Source organism: Actinomycetota bacterium (assembly GCA_016700055.1).
Taxonomy (GTDB): domain Bacteria; phylum Actinomycetota; class Acidimicrobiia; order Acidimicrobiales; family Ilumatobacteraceae; genus Kalu-18.
Genome location: CP064997.1, coordinates 2,852,836 through 2,870,937 on the forward strand (window position 1 = coordinate 2,852,836; position 18,102 = coordinate 2,870,937).

Here is an 18,102-nt window from a genome sequence, read left to right on the forward strand (position 1 = left end):
GATCCAGTCGCGCTATACGTCACAAATCCGACCGAGAACTGGGTGGGGTCGAGCGCCAGACGTCCTGCAGTTTGACGGTGGCGCCGGTGCGGAGGATTGCGCCGGTGTACACCCGGCCGGCGAACACGACCAGCGCGGCGATGGCGGCAACGGCGATGCCCGCAGACAGGAACGGCTCCCACCAGGTCGCCGTTCCTAACGCGATGCGCGCCGGCATCGCGAACGGTGCGGTTGGGGGTAGGTACGAGACGAGCTTGGCCCAGGCGCCTTCTGGATCGCCGGCAACCGGGACGTATGCGGCCCAATAGGCGACGATCAGCAGTGTCGTCACCGGGGTGGCGATGCTGGAGGCGTCTTCTGTTCGCGACGCGAGCGAGCCGAACGCCCCGTACGCCATCGCATAGAAGGCGTAGCCGAGCACGAACCACACCACCACCCAGGCCAGCACGTCGCCACCGATCGCGGGGATGTCGGCGGCGTCGACGACGAGCGCGGTGACCAGCGCGACCAGCGCGGTCAGCACGAACTGGGCGAACCCGACCAGACCGATGCCGAGCACCTTGCCGGCGAGCAGGGTGCGGGCCGGCATGCGGGCGAGCAGCACCTCGACGACGCGGCTCGACTTCTCCTGCGCGACGCCGATGAGCACCAGCTGCCCGTAGGACGCGATGGCCACGATCAGCAGGACGGACATGATGGCGGCGGCCGTCTCGTCGTCGGGGCTGCGCCCCGAGGTGATGCCCAACTCGACGTTGTCGACCTCGACAGGTGCGGTCAACTCGGCGAGCTGGTCGGCGCTGATGCCTGCCGCGGCGGCACGCTCTTGCACTGCCACCACTTGAATCGCTCCTGTCAGCACCGCACGTAGGCGTTCGTTTGGCGTCCCTAGCCACATCAGTCGCGAGGCGTCGACGACGAGCGCGTCGATGTGTTCGCCGCGGACTGCCTCCATCCCGGCGTCCACATCGCCGTAGTCGTGGACACGCACCGTCACGTCGACACCTCGGCCCATCTCGGTGACCACCATCGAGAGGTCGTCGGGGGTGGATCCTGTGAAGCCGACGTCCATCGTGACCGGGCCGCTGTCGGCCAGCGACGGTATGGCGATGGCCGCCACGACGACGAGCAGCATCAGCGCCGTGCCTGCCCAGAGCCCCTTCGAATGGATGCGCTCGCGAAGCTCTCGGCGGGCCACCAACCAGACCTGCCATGTGGTGCTCACGGGGCCACGGCCCGGTGGAAGAGCTCCGACAGCGTCGGCGGCTGATAGGTGAACGAGATGACCTCCGGCGCTTGGCGGGCCATCGCGACCACCGCGGTGAGGTCGGCGTCGTCAGCTACACGGAGCAGTACCTCACCCTCTTTGACCTCGACGAGTTCGACGGAGTGCAACATCGACCAGTCGGGTGACTCGCCGCGGTACCGGATGTGGACGAACCGCTCCGGCACCGCGCTGCGGATCTCGTCGAGCTCCCCGGCCAGAACGATCCGGCCGTGGTCGATGACCACGACGTCCTGGCACAGATCCTCGACCAGGTCGAGCTGGTGGCTCGAGAACAGCACCGTCGCCCCCGCAGCGGCGACCTCGGCGAGCAGATCGCCCATCGTGGCCATCGCCAGCGGATCGAGCCCGGAGAAGGGTTCGTCGAGCACGAGCAGCTCCGGCTGGTTGACGAGCGCGGCGATCAGCTGGACGCGCTGCTGGTTCCCGTGCGACAACGCGTCCACTTGGGCATCGCGGCGGTCTGCCAGGCCGAGGAGCTCGAGCCAGGTGTCGACACTGCGCCGGACCTCTCCACTCGAGCGTCCGCACAGCTCACCGAAGTAGACGAGCTGTTCACGCACCCGCATGCGGGGGTAGAGGCCCCGCTCCTCGGGCATGTACCCGAACGTCTTGCGCTCTGCGGCACCGATCGGGCCACCTCGCCAGCGCACCTCGCCCGTATCGAGATGAAGCAGGCCGAACACGGCGCGCATCGCCGTCGTCTTGCCCGCACCGTTGGGTCCGAGGAAGCCGGTCAATCTCCCCGGTAGGACGGTAAAGCTGCACCCGTCGAGTGCGGCGAGCTGTCCGAACTGCTTACTCGCGTTGTCGAACTCCAGCATCGGCTGCTCCTCCGGCAAGACGCTAGCGAGCACCCCACTTCGGACGGTGGGTCGTCGAGATCGGCGACAATTGGCCGGTGAGTGCCGGCCAGTCTTCGTTGCGGGTTCGTCTGTTGGGTGGCCTCAGTGTGGAAGGTCTGAGCGAAGTCGAGATCGGCAGCCGCAAGGCCCGCACTCTCGTGAAGGTGCTGGCGTTGGCTCGCGCTAGCCCGGTGTCGGTGCCGGCGCTCGCCGACATCTTGTGGGCCGACGACGCCCGCCCGGCGCGGCCGACGGAGCAGGTCGGCGTGCTCGTGTCCCGTCTGCGTCGGGTGCTCGGCGCTGACCGGCTGACCCGATCGGAGGGCGGGTTTGCGCTCCACGTCGACTGGCTCGACGTCGACGAGCTGAGCGCGCTGGTCGAAGACGCTGCCGGAGCGCTCCAAGCGGGCCGCCTCGGCGCGGCTCGCGCCGCGAGCACTGCTGCGCTCGAGCTGGCCCGGGGCGTGTTGCTGCCCGACGACGAGGGGGAGTGGCTGGAGGCGGAGCGGGCTGCGTCGTCCGCGGTCACCGCCCGCGCCCGCGGTGTGGCTGCGGAGGCCGCGCTGATAGCGGGAGATCACCTCGCCGCCGAGCTGGCGGCCGAAGCCGCGCTCGCCCACGACCCGTACGACGAAGCCACATTGCGGGTGTTGATGAGGGCGCAGGTCGCCGGGGCACGACCGGCCTCCGCCCTCGCGTCGTACGCGCGGGCGCGGGAGCGTCTCGCCGAGCACCTCGGCGTGTCGCCGAGCCCGGAGACGGAGGCACTCCACACGAAGGTGCTGACCGGGGCGGCAGACATCGTCCCGATACCGACCCGGGCGCGCTCGGAGCTGATCGGTCGCGATGAGGAACTGCAGGTTCTGGAGAAGCAGCTCCAGCAAGCACGTGGGCGTGTGCGCCTCGTGCTGGTGGTCGGTGAGGCCGGCGTCGGCAAGAGCGCGGTGGTGCAGGCCTTCGTCGAGCGTGCCTCCGTGGCGGGGGTCCGCGTGATCACAGCGAGCGCCGACGAGCTCGGCCGCGACCTGCCCCTGCAGCCGATCATCGACGCGCTGGCTCACGACGGCGCGTTGGCGCAGTTCGGTCCTTCCGACAGGCTCACGGCCGGCTCGCGTCTCGATACCCGTGCGGACCGGTTCAGGTGGTTCGGAGCCGTGCTCGAGCGCCTGATGGCTGCGCCGGCGCCGGCGGTGCTCGTCGTCGACGACGTCCAGTGGGCCGACTCGGCCACACGGGAGTGGCTGAGCTGGGTGCAGGGCCAAGACGGTGCCCTGCTGGTGATCGCGATCACGCGGTCGGGCGACACGATCGCAAGCGCGCACGAGGTAGCGCTCGACCCCCTCGACCAGGACGCGGTCGGGACCCTCATCGGCAGCAGCGATCCATCTCGCACAGCATCTGTGCACGCCCGCAGCGGCGGCAATCCGCTGTTCGCCCTGGCGCTGGCCGGCGCGCCCGACGATGCGCTGCCGGAGTCGGTGCAGCAGGTCGTCGCCAGCACGCTTGCCAGGCTCGATCCACTCGACGTCGAGCTGCTGCGCGCTGTCGCTGTGCTCGACGCGTCTCTCGACGTCGACCTCGTCGCTGGCGTGCTGCGCCAGCCCGCGATCGAGCTGATCGGGCGGTTGGAACGCGCGGCCGGCGTCGGCCTGCTGGTCGAGCGCGGGACGGGGTACGAGTTCCGTCACGCGCTGATGCGCGAGGCACTCGCCGAGAGCACGGGCACGGCCCGCGCCGCGCTGTTGCATCGCGAAGCCGCGCGCTTGCTCGACGACCGGCCGGCCCGTGACCCGCTCGCCGTCGCCGTGCACGCCGGCCTCGGCGGCGCGAGCGAGATTGCCGGCCGCGCGTACAGGGAGGCCGCGATGGTGTCGTTCGGGCGGGCCGACCTCGCCGCCGCCGAGACACAGATGCGAGCTTCGCTGGATGCTGCCGAATCCGCCGAGACGCACCGCGCGCTTGCACTCGTGCTGATGGCCGGGCGGCGGATGGACGAGGCCGCCGCGGCAGCCGAGCGGGCGATGGCGCTCGACGGCTCCGCCGAGGCGCTGGAAACCGCGGGCTGGATCGACTATTACCGGCGCCGCTACGACAGGGCGCGGCGCTTCGCCGACGAGGCAGTGGCGCGGGCGGCGCCCGGGAGTGCGGTTCGGGCGAGCGCGCTGGCGCTCGGCGGGCGCATCCGCCACGGCATCGGCGACACGTCGGTCGCGGGGGAGAGGCTGGTCGAAGCGCTCGACGGGCCCCCCGCGGTGCGAGGCGTGGCAGAGGTGTGGCTCGGTCACGTCCGGCTGCACGAGGGCCGACCCGACGACGCGCTCGAGCTCGTCGAGCACGCGCTCCTCGATCCCGACCACATCGCCCATCCGTTCGCGCCGCTCCACGGGCGGTTCGCCCGAGTCATGGCGCTCGGTCAGTTGGGCCGGCTGGGTGACGCGATGAACGCCTGCGACGACCTGCGTGAGGCGACCCGGCGCGCCGGAACCCCGGGCACGCGCTTCGTGGCCGTTGAGCTGAACGTTCGTTCCTGGCTGCTGCGCGGGGCCGGTCGCTCCGCCGAGGCGATCGACCTCAACCGATCCGCGATCGAGCACAACGGCGCAGTCGACGGATCGGGCCCGTCCTCGGACGCGCTGGCGGAGGCGTACTGGGTGGCGTGGCTGGACCTCGCCGACGGCTACCTCGCCGGCGGCGATGCGTCCACCGCCGCTGCACTGCTGCAGACGCTCAACGCGATCGACACCTGGGACGGAACGATGGCGTGGCACCAGCGCCACCGACTCGGGCTGATCCGTTCTCGCGTCGCCCGAGCGGGCGGCGACGATCCGGCCGCGGCGCAGCTTGCGTGCGACGTTGTGACGAGTGCGGCTGCGCTCGGCACGGCACGCTACGAGGCGCTCGCCCACGTTCAGCTCGCGCTGGCGGGTGGCGACCGCGACACCGATCGCGTCGCCCGCTCGGTCGGCGTACTCCGTCGCTGTGCCGCGCTCGAGTTGCCCGCGTTGTTGGAGGAGCTCGACCAGTCCGGTCTTGCGGGCTAGATCACAGCCGTTCCAGCCCGGCGCTCGCGGCGGTGCACCACCAGCCCAGCTCCTCATCGTCGCCGAGCGCCTTCTCCCAGCCGAACTGCACCAGGGCACCGAGCATGCAAAGGTCGAGCTGACGCGCGAACCAGGCGTCGGTTTCGACGCCGTGGCGGCGCAGTGCCGCCTCGAACTCGGTGATCGTCGACTCCTTCGTGTGGCCGGCCGGCAGGCGTGCCCTGTTCAGGGCCAGGTACCAACCGAGCTCGTGGCAGATCGGGCCTTCGCCCGGGTACGCCCAGTCGAGCAGGATCGTGCGGCCGTCATCGCCGATCCCGAGGTTGCTCAGCTTCCAGTCGCCGTCGAGGAACGTCTGTGGTGTGGTCAAGAGCGCTTCGGAGAGCGGCGTCGCATCGGTGCGCAGCTCCTCGACGGCTGCCCCGAGCGGTGCGGGGACACGCTCGGCAAAGCGTTGCCAGCCTTCGACGGCGATCCGTGGAACGGGTTCGGGGAATCCGAGCTGGCGCTCGCCTTCCAGCTGACCGCGCCCGAACCACTGCCATCGCAGCCGGTGCGGCAGCAGGTCGAAATCGTCGTGCCACCCCCACGTACGTGCCGCCATCGCCGTGCAATGGTCGACAAAGCGAAGGTGGTGCTCCTCAGGCAGTGGCTCTTCGTCGGCTGGAACGAGTTGTGCCGATACGTCACGCATCAGCAGCGCGACACCCCAGCCGTTCCTGCCCCACGGCGCTGCGCCGATGGTGGCGTGGTCGACGACGTCGGCGGCCACGTCCATCATCCCCAACGCCCACACCCGCCGCGAGCGGCACCCGATGTCACCCGACACCCGCATCGTGAAGTCGCTGTCGGGGTGCACGTACTTGACGACGCAACGCTCGCCGTCGAGCTCGAGCTGCTCGAAGTGAGCACCAGAGCGTGAGCTAGCCGGCTGGTGCTCGCCGAGACGGCGCGTGCCCGCGAGCAACTCGTCGACTGATGAGGCAAGCGGGCGCGGGATCGGGTTCATTCAGGTCATCGTTCTCTGAAGGACTGCAGGCACCTTGCAGTCGGGACTGCAAGGTCGCTGCAGGGGTGAGGGCCGACGATGAGGCTCCACGTTCTTCGTAAGGAGTCGAGATGTCAACTGCCACCACCACCACCCCGACCCAGACGGCGACACCAGCGCCGTCGCTCGAGCAGCTCGAGGCGTTCACGATGAAGTTCGTCGGTGACCTCGGCGCCGTCGCGCACGCCGCGACAGTGGTCCTCGGCGACAAGCTCGGCCTGTACACGACGCTCGCCGCGACTGGGCCGGCAACCCCCGCCGAGCTTGCAGACGCAACGGGTTACGACGCCCGCTACCTGCGCGAGTGGTTGCTGGCCCAGGCCGCAAGTGGCTATGCGAACTACGACTCGAAGACGGGCACCTTCTGGCTCGACGCCGCGCAGGCTGCGTGCCTGGCCGACGACTCCGCGCCGACGTTCCTCGCCGGCGGTATGGCGGTGGTGTCGTCGATGCACCGCGACGAGGACGCCGTGCGCGACGCGTTCGTAACCGGCGAGGGCGTCGGCTGGCACGAGCACCACCACGACCTGTTCTCGGGGACGGAGCGGTTCTTCCGCCCGGGGTATGCGGCCAACCTGGTGAGCGCCTGGATCCCCGCGATCGACGGTCTCGACGCGGCGCTGCGGCGCGGCATCAGCGTGGCCGACATCGGGTGCGGCTTCGGTTCTTCGACGATCCTGATGGCCGAGGCGTACCCCAACTCGAGTTTCGTCGGGTACGACTACCACCCCGAGTCGATCGCCGCGGCCCGCAGCCGCGCGGCCGACGCAGGTGTCGGCGACCGGGTCACGTTCGAGGTGGCTTCCGCCGCGGCGTATCCGGGCAGCGACTTCGACCTGGTGTGCATCTTCGACGCGCTGCACGATATGGGCGACCCAACGCAGGCTGCGGCCCACGTGCGGGCATCCCTTGCCGAGGGCGGCGTCCTCTTGCTGGTAGAGCCGAACGCGGCCGAGCAGGTCGAGGACAACTTCAACATCGTCGGGCGGGTCTTCTACTCGGCGTCGACGTTCGTGTGCACGCCTGCGTCCCGCGCGCAGGGTGGCGCCGATGCTGCATGCCTCGGTGCGCAGGCCGGCGAGACTCGGCTGCGCAGCGTGCTCACCGACGCCGGGTTCTCGTCGGTGCTCCGGGCAACGGAGACGCCGTTCAACATGGTCATCGCAGCTCGGCCCTGACCCACCGATCCGTGGCGTCCTCAGTCCCGCTCGGGGATTTCCTCGGGCGGGCGGATGTCGCGGAACTGGCGGAGCAGCGCCATGTCGTAGACGGCTTTCAGGCACCCGCCGATGACGAGCGGCCAGCCGAACGTCGACTGCCCGAGCATCCAGCCGGCGGCCACGGCGGGCAGCGCGGGCGCGAGGCTACGGGGCACGTTGGTGACGCTGGCCGCCGCCGGCCGCTCGGCGGGCGACACGACCGCCATCACGTACGAGGTGCGGGCGGGCACGTCCATCTGCGACAGCGCGGAGCGAGCGAGCAGCGCCGCGACCGCGAGCGGCGCGTTCGGCATGAACGCGGCGAGGATCAAGAACCCGTTGGCGGGCAGGTGGGTGAACACCATCGTGCGTACCAGCCCGATGCGCCGCGCGATCTGGACGGCGACGAGCGCGGAGAAGGCGGAAAGAACACCAGCCCAGAAGAACACCGCGCCGCTGACGGCGATCGACAGCCCGAAGCGGCGCTGCAGCCACAGGACGAGCAGCGCGGTGATCACGAACCCGCCGCCGAACGCGTCGAGGCTGAACAGGGCGGCGAGCCTGTAGACGACGTGGCGGGACGGGCCGAGCGCGGATGCGGGGGCCTCCTCGGTCGGTTCGATCGCCGGCGAGAGCAGCCGGTAGCGCATCAGCACCACACCGCCGAGCGCGGCGTAGCCGACGAACGCCCAGCGCAACGCCGTCGTCGACGCCACCCCGAAGGCGTCTGCGATCCACTCCGGCAAGCCTGCCGACAGTGCGCCGACGGCGGCGACTAGCGCGCCGAGCAGGCTGTAGCGCGCGAACAGAGCGGTGCGCTGGTTGTCGGGCACCGTCGCCGGCAACAGCGCCTGCTCGGTGGGGAGGAAGACGCTGACGTCGCCTCCGCTTGGGTTCAGCGTGCCGACGAACGCGACGACGAGCAACGGCCAGAACCCGGTCACCGCCGCGAAGCCGAGCCCGGTGGCGACCATCAGCAGCGACACCAGCCGGAGCAGTCTCCGCCGCCCGACGTTGTGTGCTCGCAGCCCGACGGCCAGGGTCAGTGCCGCCGATCCGAGCAATGTCGCCGCGACGACGATGCCGATGCGCAGATCGGACAGGCCAAGTGCACTCAGGTACGCGGCGAGCACGACGCTCACCAGCCCGTCGCCGAAGGCGCGGATCGAGCGGGTCTCGAGCAGCAGCGCCGCATCCCGACCGGCTCCCGCGGGCAGCAGGCGCAGGCGCAGGCGGGGCATGGGTCAGGCCACCCGTCGCGCGGCCCTCGGCGCGGGGCTGGACTCCGTCGCGTTCACTCCTTGCCGGTGTCGGCTTCGGCGTTCGTGGCGGCGCCCTCGACGGCGTCGACCGCGTCGACCGCGTCGGGCGGATCGAGCGGATCGAGCTCGTCGGTCTCCGCGTCGATCGCGTCGAGGAAGGCCTCGACGTCGCCCTCGTCGCCGCCGACCAGCCAGATCGACACGCCCTCGGACTCGTCGTCGTCGTCTTCTTCGTTGTTCCACGGCAGGACGCCTTCGACCGTGTAGCGGTCGACCGTGATCTCGTCGGCGGCGTCGTCGACCGGCGCGATGACGGCCATCTCCACCTCGGCGTTCGGGTCTTGCTCGCGGAGGATGTCGATCAGCTCACTGACACGCATGGAGTGCTCCTTTAGGGAAAGAGGTTCACGTCTCGCTCAGCCAGACAGGGGACTGCTCGAGGAGGAAGAGGCTGACGTCCTTGCATCGATCGAGCACCACGCAGAACGAATCCTCGTCGGCCAGGTAGACCTCGGCCAAGGAGACCGAGATCCTGGCGACGATCGACAGGCTGCGCTCGGGGGCGTCGGTGACTGAGGGGAAGGAGTCGATCGCCGACACCTCGACGGGCAGGTCGATGCCGCCGACGCCGGCGAGCTCGGTGGCGAGCACCAGCAGGTCGGGTGGCTGGGGGAGCGGCGGCAGCGTCCAGTTGAAGATCAGCGGGAAGGTGAACCCGTCGGGCGGTTCGTCGTCGGGATCGTCCATCTTCAGCACTTCGTCCTCGAAGCCGAGCAGGGCACGAGGGTCGACCTCTAGCGCCAGGTGGAGATCGATCGGGCCGCTGCACGCCTCCTCGGGATGCAGATCGACCTCCCACAGCTGACGCAACGAGTAGGTCTCCACGAAGTGACGCTCGTCGTGGACGTGGAAGCCGTGGTCGATCGCATGGCTCTTCAGATCTGCCACGAACCCGGCGACGTCGATGACCGCCACACCGCTCCCTCGAGGATCAAGCGCCGGCATCGGATGACCGGGCGCGTGCCGCCCCGACACTACCGTCGCCCCGTGGACCCCGACGCCCTGCTGATGCTGTGCCGGGAGGCGGCCGACGCCGTCGCCGGCGTGGTCCCGGGCGCGATTCCGTTCGGGCTCTCCGGCGTACGGCCGGGCCAGTATGTGGCCGATCTTCACGCCGACGAGGCCGCGCTCGAGGTGCTGCGCAAGGCGAACCTCGGGATCCTGTCGGAGGAGAGCGGGCTCGAGCGAGGGGACTCGGATCTCGTCGTGGTGTTGGATCCACTCGACGGATCGACGAACGCGAGTCGGGGCATCCCTTGGTATGCGACGTCGCTCTGCGTCGTCGACCGCGAAGGGCCGCTGGTCGCGCTCGTCCTCGACCACGTGACCGGGACGACATTCACCGCCCAGCGCGGCGCCGGTGCGTACCGAGACCACGACGGCACCCTCGACCCGTTCGGCGAGGGTCACGAGCTGCCTCCGCCGTGGGAAGAGGCTCTCGTCGGCTTGTCCGGGTTGCCGCCCGAGCACCTCGGCTGGGGCCAGTTCCGGGCCTTCGGGGCCGTTGCGCTCGACCTGTGCATGGTCGCCTGCGGTGTGCTCGACGCGTACATCGACTGCAGCTTCGACGCGCACGGCCCGTGGGACTACCTCGGCGGGATGCTCATCTGCACCGAGGTGGGGATACCCGTCGTCGACGCGCTGGGCAGAGACCTGGTGACGCTCGACCCGGCGGCGCGGCGCACGCCTGTGGCCGCCCGGGACGAACTGCTGCCCGTTGCTCTCGCGGCGCGCCAGCGCTTCAGCTGAGCGTCGGTGCCGTGCTCAGCCGATTGGGGGTGAGCGGGCGGTGCGCGGCATCCCACGAGCGCGAAAGGCTCGGGTGGCGGAGCTTGCCGAGGGCGCGAGCCTCGATCTGGCGGATGCGCTCGCGGGTGAGGTTCAACGCGTCGCCGATGTCGGCCAGCGTCTCCGGCGCGCCGTCCAGACCGAAGCGCCGTCGCAGCACAAGTTGCTCACGCACGGGAAGTCGTTGCAGTTGCACTTCCAACGCACGCCGGTCGAGCGCCGCGGCAGCCGCTTCGTAGGGCGCGACGGCTTCGTCGTCGGCGATCAAGTCGCCGATCTCGGTCTCGCCGTCGGAGCCGACCGATGCCGAGAGCGAGACGAGCGCCCGGCGGTGCTGGCGGGCGAGGGCGACGCGCTCGGCAGGCACTCCCGAGTGCGCGGCGACCTCTTCGACGGTCGGCGGGCGATCGAGATCCTTGGCGAGGCGGTCGGTGCTCTGGTCGATCAGCGAGTACAGGTCACGCACGTGGGACGGCACGCGGATCGTGCGTGACGAGTCGGCGAGCGCCCGGCCGATCGACTGGCGGATCCACCAGGTGGCGTACGTGGAGAACTTGAAGCCCTTCGTGTGATCGAAGCGGTCGACGGCGCGCATCAGACCGAGGTTGCCCTCCTGCACCAGGTCGAGCAGGCCGAGTCCGGCGCCCTGGTAGCGGCGGGCGACGCTGACGACGAGGCGCAGGTTGGACTGGATGAACGTGTGGCGGGCCTTGCCCGCTTCGTCGACCAGGCGCTGCAGCCGTTGACGTTCCCGGCGGGTGAGCGCGATCGCGTCGTCGGCGAGGCTCTGCTCGGCCCGACGCCCGAGGGCGATCGTCTCGCCGAGGTGGCGCTCGTCGGCGGCAGTGAGCAGCGTGTACTCGCCGATCTCGTCGAGGTACTGCTTCAGCAGCTCGCTCTCCGCGTCACCCGGACGGCTCCCCACGGCCGAGACGGTAGTTGCGCGCAGCGCGCGGTCCGCGGATGCCTCTCGGCGTTCGCGGCACCACCGCTAGGCTGCAGCGTCCCTTCGACGGGCGCATAGCTCAGCTGGTCAGAGCGCTTCCTTTACATGGAAGATGCCGGGGGTTCGAGTCCCTCTGCGCCCACCATCGACGTCGGTCAGGGTTCGGCTGCGACCGCGCCCGGGGGGGGGGGGGGGGGGGGGGGGGGGGGGGGCGTCGACGTACACAAGATCCTCGATAATGAGTGACAATTCCTCACGCCGCAGGTGCTGCGCGGCGACCGGATGCCGCTTCCGCGATATTGTCCAAGTCCCGGGGTCGCGCGATCGCCGACCACGACGGGACCCACCCCCGCCGGGGGGGGGGGGGGGGGGGGCTGCGCTCTGCGCGGGCGGGGCGGGGGGGTGTCTGTTGAGCAGGGTGCCGGGAGCTGGGTGAGGGGCGGCGCGGCCTTTGACACGGAACTCGACCGTGTGCGGAGCAATGACGCCACCTGGAAGGGAGTCCATCTTTGCCAGACGCCTGACATTGACTTGATCGGCATCACTTCTGCGCCATCCATGCGGCCGGCTTGAGCAGCGATAAGCCAAGCGTCAATGCCCGGTTGCGCCAGCGGGCGTCACCGGCTTTGCTCCACTCGATCCGGTCGACGTAGATGTCTACCTCGGCGTTCTTGCCAGCGACATGGCTCTTGAAGCTCATCAGCGGGGCCGTCTCCATGGCAGCGACTGTAGTGGGGAGCGCGCGCGTGTCAGGTGGTGATCGATCCGCCGTTGACGGAGATGGTCTGGCCGGTGATCCAGCTCGCTTCGTTCGATGCGAGGAAGACGCAGGCGTAGCCGATGTCCTCGCCCGTCCCCAGTCGTTTGACGGGCACCATCGACGCCATCTTGGCGGTGACCGTCCTGGCTTCCTCGCCGGCGCCGCCGTCGTCCGAGGGCCGCTCCATCAGCCCGAGCGCGAGCGTGTTGGCGGTGACCCCGTCGGCCGCGCACTCCATCGCCAGGTGACGGGTGAAGCTGATCCCGGCGCCCTTGCCGGCTCCGTACAGGGAGACGCCGATGTTCTGGCCGTGGGTCCCCGAGCCCGACGAGATGGTGATCACGCGCCCCCAGCCCCGCTCGCACATGCCGTCGACGACGGCCTTGGCGCAGTTGAGCAGCCCGTACAGGTTGACGTCGACGTAGGGCGCCCACTCCTGCCGTGGCAGGGAGCGGAACTTCACCGGCCGCATCGAGGCGGGGATGCCGGCGTTGTGCACGAGGATGTCGATCGGTCCGACCGATGCGATGGCCCCCTCGACGGCCTCGTAATCGGAGACGTCGAACGGCAGCGGCGTCGCCTGTGGGCCGAGTTCGGTGGCGGTCGCTTCCGCTCGCTCGGCGACGAGGTCGTTGACGAGGACGCGCGCCCCGGCCTCGATCAGCACCTTCGCGATGCCTGCGCCCACACCGCGCCCGGATCCGGTCACCAGCGCGGTACGCCCGCTCAAGTCGAACATCTCGATTGCTCCGTTTCTCGCCCGGCCCCCACGCGTTCTCGGTCGGATTTGTGACACATAGCGCGACTGATCCGACCGAGAACTTAGGGGGCGCTCGGGTTGTCAGGTTGTGGGAAGGGCGTTGGCTCGGATGACTTCGGCGTACCAGTGAGCACTCGGCTTGGGGGTCCGCGTGAACGGGGCCGTCCGCTCGACCTCGACCAGGCCGAAGTGCGGTCCGTAGCCGAAGGCCCATTCGAAGTTGTCGAGGAGGGACCAGCACGTGTAGCCGGTGACCTCGATGCCGTCGGCGATGCAGTCGAGCACGCCTTCCAGTGCCGTGCGGAGGTACCGGATCCGTTGGGCGTCGTCGTCGGTGCCGATGCCGTTCTCGGTGACCCGGATCGGCACCCTCCCCTCGGTCGCCTCCCACACCCGGCGGATGGTGGCACCGAGCGCCTCCGGCCAGTACTCGTAGCCCATCGGGAGTACCTCGACACCAGCTTCGGGTCCGAGCTGGCCGTCAGGCCCGCAACGGGACCTGCTGTAGGTCTGGACGCCGATGAAGTCGTCGCCGACCGAGGCCTCGAGGAACGAGTCCTCCATCAAGGCCCTCACGGCGTCGCGTGTGCGCTCGCCCCCGTCGACTGCCTGGTAGTCGGTCATCCCCAACGTCAGGCCCACGGGTACCCCCGGGGCAGCCGAGCGGATGGCGTCGCCGGCTTTGCGGTGGGCGGCGACGAAGACCTCGTTCACCTCGACGACCAGACCGAGATCGGCGAGCCCGGGTGGGAACAGCCCCAATCCGTAGCCCACGAACGAGGCGATGTTCGGCTCGTTGATGGTGCAGGCCATGCGGAGCACGTCGGCGAGCTGACCGGCCGCCCGCTCGCAGAAGCTGGCGAAGTAGTCGGCGGTTGCGGGCGAGCTCCAGCCGCCGAGGTCGGCGATCCAGCGGGGAGTGGTGAAGTGGTGGAACGTGACCACCGGGTCGATGCCGCAGGCGAGCAGCGCCTCGCACTGGCGGCGGTAGTGATCGATCGCCGACGTCGACCACGTGGCGCGCTCGGGCTCGATTCGGCTCCATTCGAGCGAGAACCGGTAGTTGTCGACTCCGATCTGCTCGCACATGGCGATGTCGTCGGCCCATCGTTCCCACGAGTCGCAGGCGTCGCCGGAGGGCTCGACCACCGGGGAGCTCGGCGCGTGCTCGAAGGCCCACCAGTCGTTGTTCCAGTTGCCACCTTCGATCTGGTGGGCTGCGGTTGCCGTGCCCCAGCGGAAGCCATCGGGGAACGATTCAGTGCGGGTCATGGCGCTCCTCCCGGGCGGTCCCCGGATGGTACGCCTGACGCTGGGTCTGGCTCTGAGCCTGCGCCGGAGAGGGGGAGGCGGACGGTGCCGGTGTCGCCGTCGACGTCGAGCCAGGTGCCGTCCGCGACGGCGGTGATACCGGGCACGCTCATGACGGCGGGGATGCCCAACTCGCGAGCGACGATCGCGGCGTGGCTCTGCATCGCACCGGTGTCGCACACCACTGCGGCGGCGACGAGGAAGAGCGGCGTCCAACTGGGGTCGGTGATCGCACAGACCAGCACCTCACCTGGTTCCAGCCCACGCGGATCGCCGGGGTCGGTGACGACGCGTGCCGGGCCGCTCGCCTGACCGGCGCTCACGGCGAGGCCGGTCAGTTCCGTTCCCGGCGAAGCGGCGTCGCGCTTGGTGCCGTGGCGCAGCGGCCAGGTATCGGGGTGGGGGATGCGGCCCTCGAACCACATCGGCGGTTCACGTTCGTTCAGCCGCGCCTCCAGCGCGACGCGCTCGGCGATCGTCGACGCGAACGAGGCCGGATCGGCGAGGTAGGCAGGTAGCTCGTCGATGGTCACGCAGAACATGGCTCGCCGATCGGCCGGCCCACCTCTCGACGTGGCCCGCCGCGCCGCCTCGTCCAGCAGACGGCGCGCGCCGAGGTTCTCGAGTACGAGGATGTCCTTCACCCGCTCCCGGCCGACGGAGCCTTCGCGTGAGATCGCCGCACAGCGCAGCGCCATACGGCGCATCGGCCGGCGGAGGCCGCGCATCCGGCGGGTCAACTCCGCCTCGGCCGCGGCGCGCTCGGTGACTAGGCGGTCCATCGCCGCCCGGGGAGAGCGCTCCTCAGGCACGTGGCGCAGCCGGTCGATAGCGGCGAGCACTGGCCACGGGTCCATCGCCCAGCACGGAGTGGCGAGCTCGTATTCGTCGTTGCCGCGGTGCCCGTAACGCCCCAGGAATTCCTGCAGATGCGCCTCGAACGAGGTGCCGGCGACGCGGGTGAGCAGACCGTCCAGACCGACGTCGAACTCGGCCGTCAGGTCCGGATCGTCGGCAACAGTCCGCGCGAGCGCCCACTGCTGCGTGGCGAGTTGCGCCGAGTCGACGTCGTCGATGCCGGCGACCAGCCGGTTGGCGGTGCTCGCGGGCAGCCGCGCGCGGGCCACCAGCTGATCGAGCAACACCCGCGCCATTCCGCCGTACATGCCCATCTGCAGCAGGTTCTTCATGCTCTGCACGAGCCGAGGCGGGTACTGGTGCACCAGGGCGAGCAGCTCGTCGTCACTGCAGGATTCCAGCGGCGGGAACGACTCCAGCCATTCGGTTGCGTCGGCGCGGGCGCTGTCGAGCTCGCCCAGATCCGGGTGGCGTAGGAACCTCACCATCGAACGGACGATCCGCGCCGTGGCGGACAGGTTCCTATCGCCCTTGCGCGGCTGGTACGGCGGCACCCCCTCGACGTTGCCGAACACCTGCTCCTCGGCGTCGGCCGGCGTCATCCCCGGCGTGCGCACGCCCATCAGTCGAGCAAGCGAGCCGTTGGCGTACAGGTAGCCGCCGAACACGCCGGTGCCGAGCAGCGCCTCATCCAGGTCGCCCGGCCGGACGAAGCCGATCTCCAAGAACACCTCGAGCTGCGCCTGGCCCACCGCGGCGCCGACGAGTGTGCCGGTCAGCGCGGTGACGACGTGCGGGAAGACCTCCCCGGTGTTGCCGCGGGTGTACAGCGGAAAGCGCGTGCTCGGCTCCATGTCCGCGACCCAGATCTTCCCCACGGCCAACTGTCGCGCAAAACGGACGGATCGGTTTCCTAAGTTCTCGGTCGGATTTGTGACGCATAGCGCGACTCATCCGACCGAGAATGGAGGGCGTTGGCTTACGGTTTGGTTCGCAGGAGGGTGAGGAGGCGGGCTTCGTCGTCTGCCAACAGCTCACGCGCCCTGCCGCGCACCCGCGGTGCCGCCGACCGCAGCGACCCGTCGGCATACGCGTCGAGCACCGCCGGGTGGACGTAGCTCTGTCGGCAGACCGCAGGCGTGTTGCGCAGCCGCTCGGCCGTCGCCTTGACGACCTCGCGGATGCGAGCCGTCGCCTCTCCCTCCGTCGCCGGCGGATCGAGCTCGCGGAGCTGGGCCATCGCGTGCACGCTCGCTCCCCACGTGCGGAACGTCTTCGCGGTGAAGTCCGTGCTCGTTACCTCACGGATGTAGTCGTTGACGTCGCGGGAGCCGATGCCGCGCACCCCACCGCCACCGACACCGCCACCGCCGTTGCCACCGTCACCCGCATTGCCGTCGCGGGTGACGCATTGGAGCAGCTTCTGGCCCGGGAGCTCTTGGCACTTGGCGACGATGCGGGCGACCCGGCGATCGCTGAGCACGACGTCGTGGGGCTTGCCCGACTTGCCGACGAACCTGAATCGCAGCGTGTCTGCGGCCACCTTGACGTGCTTGCACAGCAGCGTCGTCAGGCCGAACGAGTCGCGTGAGTACTCGACGTTGCCGATGCGGATGAGCGTCTTGTCGAGCAGCCACACGGTGGTGGCGACGACGTGTTCGGCGGAGAGGTCGCCGCGCCGCATGTCGGCGCCGACGCGCTCGCGCAGTCCCGCGAGCGCCCCGCCGAAGTCACGGAGCGACTCGAACTTGGCCTCGTTGCGGGCACGCTGCCACTCGGCGTGGTAGCGGTACTGCTTGCGCCCCTTCGCATCACGCCCGGTGGCCTGGATGTGGCCGTCGGGGTCGGCGCAGAACCACACGTCGGTCCACGCCGGCGGTACGGCCAGCGAGCGCAGTCGCGCCACCACGAGCTGGTCGTCCAGCGGCCGGCCGTCGACGTCGAGGTACGTGAAGCCGCGCCCCCGGCGCCGCCGCGCAAGCCCTGGTTCGGTGTCGTCGACGTAGACCAGCCCGGGTGTCACGCGGCACGCCATACCCGGATCTGCCAGCATTCACGCCATGGACGAAAAGACCTTCACTCTCACCGCGGCGGACGGCACCGAGGTGTACGTGTACAAGTGGTCGGGCGACGGTGCCCCGCGGGCAGTGGTGCAGATCGCCCACGGCATGGGTGAGCACGCCGCCCGCTACCGGCGCCTGGGCGAGGCGCTGAACGCCGCCGGATACGTCGTCTACGCGAACGACCACCGTGGTCACGGCCGCACCGCCGGGTCGGTCGAGCGCCAGGGCGACCTCGGTGACGGCGGCTGGGCAGGTCTGGTCAGCGACATCGGCGAGCTCGGGGCGCTCGCCCGTCGTGAGCACCCGGGCATCCCGCTCGTCCTCCTCGGGCACAGCATGGGCTCGTTCGCCCTCCAGGGCTATCTGCTCGACCACAGCGCCGACATCGACGCGGCCGTGCTGTCGGGTACCTCGGCGATCGACGTGATCGCGGTGGGCATCGACCCGTCGGCCGACGTCGACCTGAGCGCGTTCAACGCCCCATTCGAGCCGTCGCGCACCGACTACGACTGGCTGAGCCGCGACCCCGACGAGGTCGACAAGTACTGCGCCGACCCCGCCTGCGGGTTCGGGATCGACGCGGCCTCCACCGCCGGGATGCTGGCCGGCCTCGCCGACACCGCCGATCCCGACCGCCTGAAGGGAATCCGCTCGGACCTGCCGATCTACCTGGTGTCGGGCGACGCCGACCCGCTGGCCGGAGGTGGCCCGCTGGTGGAGTTGGTCGGCGACCGGTACCGCCAGGCCGGCGTGCACGACGTGACCGTCGCGCTCTACCCCGGGGCGCGCCACGAGGTGTTCAACGAGACCAACCGCGACGAGATCACCGACGCCCTCGTCGGCTGGATCGGGCGCGTCACCGCCCGCTGAGGAGATCGA

Annotated in this window: 16 protein-coding genes and 1 tRNA gene; 5 read left to right on the top strand and 12 right to left on the bottom strand. The window is 70.1% G+C overall.

Features of this window, described 5'->3' with window-relative positions:
- Window positions 1–19: 19 nt before the first annotated feature.
- Window positions 20–1,222 (bottom strand): ABC transporter permease, encoded by a 1,203-nt coding sequence (locus IPM43_13845; protein QQS24470.1) that lies wholly within the window; start codon window positions 1,220–1,222, stop codon window positions 20–22.
- The gene (locus tag IPM43_13850) at window positions 1,219–2,106 is read right to left on the bottom strand and encodes an ATP-binding cassette domain-containing protein (GenBank protein QQS24471.1); all 888 of its coding nucleotides are present in this window, start codon (window positions 2,104–2,106) and stop codon (window positions 1,219–1,221) included. The genes IPM43_13845 and IPM43_13850 overlap by 4 nt, the downstream gene beginning before the upstream one ends.
- Before the next feature lie 128 nt (window positions 2,107–2,234).
- Between IPM43_13850 and IPM43_13855 the strand changes: the two genes are divergently transcribed.
- Window positions 2,235–5,168 carry an AAA family ATPase gene (locus tag IPM43_13855; GenBank protein ID QQS24472.1) on the top strand — a complete coding sequence of 978 codons (2,934 nt, stop codon included), beginning with the start codon at window positions 2,235–2,237 and terminating at the stop codon, window positions 5,166–5,168.
- A 1-nt stretch (window position 5,169) separates the two neighbouring features.
- On the opposite strand, the gene IPM43_13860 is transcribed toward IPM43_13855, so the two are convergent.
- The gene (locus IPM43_13860; protein QQS24473.1) at window positions 5,170–6,177 is read right to left on the bottom strand and encodes an aminoglycoside phosphotransferase; all 1,008 of its coding nucleotides are present in this window, start codon (window positions 6,175–6,177) and stop codon (window positions 5,170–5,172) included.
- 110 nt (window positions 6,178–6,287) lie between these two features.
- On the opposite strand from IPM43_13860, the gene IPM43_13865 reads away from it, so the two are divergent.
- Window positions 6,288–7,394, top strand: a complete 1,107-nt coding sequence (locus tag IPM43_13865; GenBank protein ID QQS24474.1) for a methyltransferase domain-containing protein — start codon at window positions 6,288–6,290, stop codon at window positions 7,392–7,394.
- Between the two features lie 20 nt (window positions 7,395–7,414).
- Here IPM43_13865 and IPM43_13870 read toward each other — a convergent pair whose 3' ends face one another.
- Genes IPM43_13870 through IPM43_13880 form a run of 3 tightly spaced genes read right to left on the bottom strand, consistent with a single transcriptional unit; the run spans window position 7,415 to window position 9,625 of the window.
- A complete protein-coding gene (locus IPM43_13870; protein QQS24475.1) occupies window positions 7,415–8,656 on the bottom strand; it encodes an MFS transporter in 1,242 nt (413 codons plus the stop codon).
- 53 nt (window positions 8,657–8,709) lie between these two features.
- On the bottom strand, window positions 8,710–9,057 hold the full coding sequence (locus tag IPM43_13875; GenBank protein QQS24476.1) for a hypothetical protein: 348 nt from the start codon (window positions 9,055–9,057) through the stop codon (window positions 8,710–8,712).
- Between the two features lie 25 nt (window positions 9,058–9,082).
- Entirely contained in the window at window positions 9,083–9,625 is a 543-nt protein-coding gene (locus IPM43_13880) for a hypothetical protein (GenBank protein ID QQS26470.1), read from the bottom strand.
- A 99-nt stretch (window positions 9,626–9,724) separates the two neighbouring features.
- Between IPM43_13880 and IPM43_13885 the strand changes: the two genes are divergently transcribed.
- Entirely contained in the window at window positions 9,725–10,486 is a 762-nt protein-coding gene (locus tag IPM43_13885; protein ID QQS24477.1) for an inositol monophosphatase, read from the top strand.
- Here the strand turns inward: IPM43_13885 and IPM43_13890 are convergent.
- Window positions 10,479–11,450 carry a sigma-70 family RNA polymerase sigma factor gene (locus tag IPM43_13890; GenBank protein ID QQS24478.1) on the bottom strand — a complete coding sequence of 324 codons (972 nt, stop codon included), beginning with the start codon at window positions 11,448–11,450 and terminating at the stop codon, window positions 10,479–10,481. The two genes, IPM43_13885 and IPM43_13890, sit on opposite strands and share 8 nt — an antisense overlap.
- Window positions 11,451–11,539: 89 nt before the next feature.
- Between IPM43_13890 and IPM43_13895 the strand changes: the two genes are divergently transcribed.
- A tRNA-Val gene (locus IPM43_13895) sits at window positions 11,540–11,616 on the top strand.
- A gap of 396 nt (window positions 11,617–12,012) precedes the next feature.
- Here IPM43_13895 and IPM43_13900 read toward each other — a convergent pair.
- From IPM43_13900 to IPM43_13920, 5 genes are all read right to left on the bottom strand, one after another.
- Window positions 12,013–12,189: a hypothetical protein gene (locus IPM43_13900; GenBank protein ID QQS24479.1), complete on the bottom strand. Its 177-nt coding sequence runs from the start codon at window positions 12,187–12,189 to the stop codon at window positions 12,013–12,015.
- Between the two features lie 31 nt (window positions 12,190–12,220).
- Window positions 12,221–12,970, bottom strand: a complete 750-nt coding sequence (locus IPM43_13905; protein QQS24480.1) for an SDR family oxidoreductase — start codon at window positions 12,968–12,970, stop codon at window positions 12,221–12,223.
- Between the two features lie 102 nt (window positions 12,971–13,072).
- On the bottom strand, window positions 13,073–14,263 hold the full coding sequence (locus IPM43_13910; protein QQS24481.1) for a family 1 glycosylhydrolase: 1,191 nt from the start codon (window positions 14,261–14,263) through the stop codon (window positions 13,073–13,075).
- A complete protein-coding gene (locus tag IPM43_13915) occupies window positions 14,260–16,038 on the bottom strand; it encodes a hypothetical protein (protein QQS24482.1) in 1,779 nt (592 codons plus the stop codon). The genes IPM43_13910 and IPM43_13915 overlap by 4 nt, the downstream gene beginning before the upstream one ends.
- 101 nt (window positions 16,039–16,139) lie before the next feature.
- Entirely contained in the window at window positions 16,140–17,195 is a 1,056-nt protein-coding gene (locus tag IPM43_13920; GenBank protein ID QQS24483.1) for a DNA topoisomerase IB, read from the bottom strand.
- 25 nt (window positions 17,196–17,220) lie between these two features.
- On the opposite strand from IPM43_13920, the gene IPM43_13925 reads away from it, so the two are divergent.
- Complete coding sequence (locus IPM43_13925) at window positions 17,221–18,093, top strand: lysophospholipase (protein ID QQS24484.1); 873 nt, start codon at window positions 17,221–17,223, stop codon at window positions 18,091–18,093.
- Window positions 18,094–18,102: the final 9 nt, after the last annotated feature.

Bases quoted from the DNA above. Each gene is read 5' to 3' on its own strand.
- IPM43_13870 (QQS24475.1), bottom strand. From the start codon at position 8,656: ATGCCCCGCCTGCGCCTGCGCCTGCTGCCCGCGGGAGCCGGTCGGGAT.
- IPM43_13920 (QQS24483.1), bottom strand. From the start codon at position 17,195: ATGGCGTGCCGCGTGACACCCGGGCTGGTCTACGTCGACGACACCGAA.
- IPM43_13925 (QQS24484.1), top strand. From the start codon at position 17,221: ATGGACGAAAAGACCTTCACTCTCACCGCGGCGGACGGCACCGAGGTG.
- IPM43_13865 (QQS24474.1), top strand. From the start codon at position 6,288: ATGTCAACTGCCACCACCACCACCCCGACCCAGACGGCGACACCAGCG.
- IPM43_13905 (QQS24480.1), bottom strand. From the start codon at position 12,970: ATGTTCGACTTGAGCGGGCGTACCGCGCTGGTGACCGGATCCGGGCGC.
- IPM43_13860 (QQS24473.1), bottom strand. From the start codon at position 6,177: ATGAACCCGATCCCGCGCCCGCTTGCCTCATCAGTCGACGAGTTGCTC.
- IPM43_13900 (QQS24479.1), bottom strand. From the start codon at position 12,189: ATGGAGACGGCCCCGCTGATGAGCTTCAAGAGCCATGTCGCTGGCAAG.
- IPM43_13850 (QQS24471.1), bottom strand. From the start codon at position 2,106: ATGCTGGAGTTCGACAACGCGAGTAAGCAGTTCGGACAGCTCGCCGCA.
- IPM43_13875 (QQS24476.1), bottom strand. From the start codon at position 9,057: ATGCGTGTCAGTGAGCTGATCGACATCCTCCGCGAGCAAGACCCGAAC.
- IPM43_13910 (QQS24481.1), bottom strand. From the start codon at position 14,263: ATGACCCGCACTGAATCGTTCCCCGATGGCTTCCGCTGGGGCACGGCA.